Source organism: Mycobacterium simiae, from assembly GCF_008370645.1.
Lineage (GTDB): Bacteria > Actinomycetota > Actinomycetes > Mycobacteriales > Mycobacteriaceae > Mycobacterium > Mycobacterium simiae_A.
Map to the genome: position 1 here is coordinate 1 of NZ_VTZN01000326.1, position 2498 is coordinate 2498.

Below are 2498 nucleotides of genomic sequence, written 5' to 3' on the forward strand. Positions count from 1 at the left end.
CGGACGGCTTGAAGGTGAGGGGCTACGGACGAGCGCCGACCCGGCCGGGCGGGCCGGGCCGGGGGCGAAAGGTGCTGAGTGGCTGGGTCTTTCAGGGTCGCCGCCGGTGGCCGTGCGGCGCGCCGGTGTCCCGATCCGGCGCGGGTGGCGGGTAGCGTGGCGAAGGTGATCGAGGAGGCGTTGCTGCGGTGCCTGACCCAGCCGGGCGCGCCGGTGCCCGCGCAGCTGGTGGGGTGGGTGGTGACCGGGCTGTGGGAGCGTCCCGAGGTGCGCGTGGATGTGGCGGCGCCGCGGGCGCCGTGGCAGCCGGTGTAACCGCCGAGCGGGGGTCTCAGGCGGCGCCGAGGAGGCGCAGCCCCTCGGCCAGCGAGGCGAAGCGGCCGTATTCGGCCCCGCCGCCGGTGATCTTCTGGCCGAGCCAGATCCCGATGATCCGCGCGGCGCGGCCGCGGTCCTCCTGGATCCAGACCGGGCCGCCGGAGTCGCCGGGCACCCCGGCGGGCAGGCCGGTGGTCAGGTACTGGTCGCTGCCGTGGACGGCCACGATCTGCCCGCCGCAGTGCCGGCCGCTGGACACCCCGGTGAAGCAGACCCGCTGGCCGGGCCGCGGCTCCCGGCGATCGGGGATGGCGGGCAGCTCGCCGATGAACGACACCGGCAGCGAGGCCAGGCCGAAGTCGATCAGGCCGTAGTCGGGGCCGCCGGTGCGCGGCGGCACGGTGACCGCGCGGATGAAGGCCCCGCTCACCCCGGTGGTGGTGTCGCGGGCATATCCGCCGGCGGTGGTGCGGCAGTGCCCGGCGGTCACGGCGTAGGTGTGCAGGTCCGGTCCGGTGTAGACGTGGCCGATAGTGCAGAACTGCGCGGAGCCGTCGGGGTTGACGTAGTCGACGCGGTCACCGGGACTGACGGTGCCAGCGTCCGCGGTCGCCGGCGGCGCGGCCGCCAGCGCGGCCGCGGCCAGGACCGCGGCGAGCACCCCGGCGACGGGGCGGGCGGCGGCGGGCATTGCCCGGACTCGGGCCTCGGGCGCGGGGTGCGGGGTGTGGCGCCGGCGGGCCCGGCGGTCGCGGCGGGCCCGGCGTTCGCGGCGGATCTGGGCGCGGGCGCTCAGGCTGTCGATCCAGGCGCGGGCGACGCGGACCGCGCGGCCCGGGCGCCCGGTGGCCCCGGCCGCGGCGGCGGCCGCCCGGTGTACGGCGGCGGTGTCCAAACCCGGTGTCATGCCAGTGCTTTCAGATCGGAGGCGCCGGGTGCGGCCGGCCGGGCGCGGCGGTGGTGGTCGTCGTCGACCCGGGCCCGCAGGGCGGCCATCTGCTGCGCGGCGGCGGCGGCCGCCGGCGACCGGTTGCCGGCGGTGTGGCGGTGCAGGTCACGCTGCGCGCGGTGCACCACCCGGCGCTGCGCGGCGGCTTCGGCGGCCCACCGGGCGGCGGCGCGGGAGCCGGCGCCGCCGTGGCGGTCGCGGTGGGCGGCGGCTTCGGCGACGGCGACGTCGGACCGGTCCGCGGCCTGGCCGGCAGCGGCGAGCAGGGCCAGGGCGTGCGCGTCCGCGACACTCACCTCGCGCAGCCCGCCGAACGGTTCGTCGGGGCGCCACAGGCCGGCCTCGACGTGGTCGGTGACGTCGGCTTTGTCGCGCTCCAGCGCGGCCAGCAGGATCACTACTCGCGCGGCGGTGCCGGCCAGGAGCTGGTGCAGCTGCAGCGCGCGCCGGTAGCCGGCCAGGTCGCGGTCGGCGAGAACGGCGACCCGGTGGCCGGCGAACCGGGCCACCAGGGAGGCCGGGAACGTGTGGGCGCCTTGGGCGTTGGTGGTGGCCGGGCGGCCCAGCGCGGTGAGGGTGTCGGCGTCCTTCTCGCCTTCGGTGAGGAACAGCCAGGCGAGGCCGGCGGCAGCGGCGCGCAGCGCGGCGGGCCGGTACAGCTCGGGGGTGAAGCCGTCGGGCTTGCGGTAGACCCAGCGGCGGCCGTGGCGGTAGCGCTGCTGAAACCGCTTGTGGGGGCGGCCCGTACAAGCGCACTCGTGGCGGATCACCTGCTGGACCGCGCGGCCGTCGGCGGTGGTGTAGGTGTAGACCCGCACCCGGCGCCACCGGTGTCGGGGCGGGGCGGGATCGGTGGCGGTGAGGCGCGGGGGCAGCGGGCCCGGCGGCGGGGCCCGCGCCGCCGGTGGGTGTCGATCGGGTCGCCCGCGCCGGGTGGTCGGGCTGTGCGGGCTGTGCGGGCTGCCGGGGCGGCCGGGGGTCGTCGAACAGGTCAGCCACCCGCAGCCCGATCGCCGCCGCGAGGTCGGCGACCGCCGCGCGGCAGCTGAAACAGTGCAGCAGAACGGTTCCCCCGCGGCCGGGCCGGCCGGCCGGGCGCCAGGTCACCGACAGGGACGGGGTGTTGTCGGTGTGCAGCGGGCAGGTCGCCATGAACGCCTCAGGTCCGCGGGGCCGGATGTGGGCTCCGGTGCCGTGCAGCGCCTCGCGCACGGTGTGCAGCGAGCGGGGT

4 protein-coding genes are annotated in these 2498 nt (G+C 78.1%); 2 read left to right on the forward strand and 2 right to left on the reverse strand.

The window, feature by feature from the left end; all coding sequences use genetic code 11:
• Positions 1-78 precede the first annotated feature (78 nt).
• A complete protein-coding gene (locus F0Q45_RS25380; RefSeq protein ID WP_149656503.1) occupies positions 79-315 on the forward strand; it encodes a hypothetical protein in 237 nt (78 codons plus the stop codon).
• Between the two features lie 16 nt (positions 316-331).
• Here the strand turns inward: F0Q45_RS25380 and F0Q45_RS25385 are convergent, their stop codons facing one another.
• Positions 332-1225, reverse strand: coding sequence for a S1 family peptidase (locus tag F0Q45_RS25385; RefSeq protein ID WP_262491179.1), 894 nt, complete (start codon positions 1223-1225; stop codon positions 332-334).
• Positions 1222-2085 carry a toprim domain-containing protein gene (locus tag F0Q45_RS28185; protein WP_188113161.1) on the reverse strand — a complete coding sequence of 288 codons (864 nt, stop codon included), beginning with the start codon at positions 2083-2085 and terminating at the stop codon, positions 1222-1224. Before F0Q45_RS28185 ends, F0Q45_RS25385 begins: the two co-directional genes overlap by 4 nt.
• Positions 2086-2119: 34 nt before the next feature.
• Here F0Q45_RS28185 and F0Q45_RS28780 point away from each other — a divergent pair.
• A partial coding sequence (locus F0Q45_RS28780; protein ID WP_223163949.1) for a hypothetical protein occupies positions 2120-2498 on the forward strand: 379 nt, incomplete at its 3' end.

Excerpts from the sequence above, each read along its gene's own strand:
- F0Q45_RS25385 (WP_262491179.1), bottom strand. The coding sequence starts at position 1,225 with ATGACACCGGGTTTGGACACCGCCGCCGTACACCGGGCGGCCGCCGCC.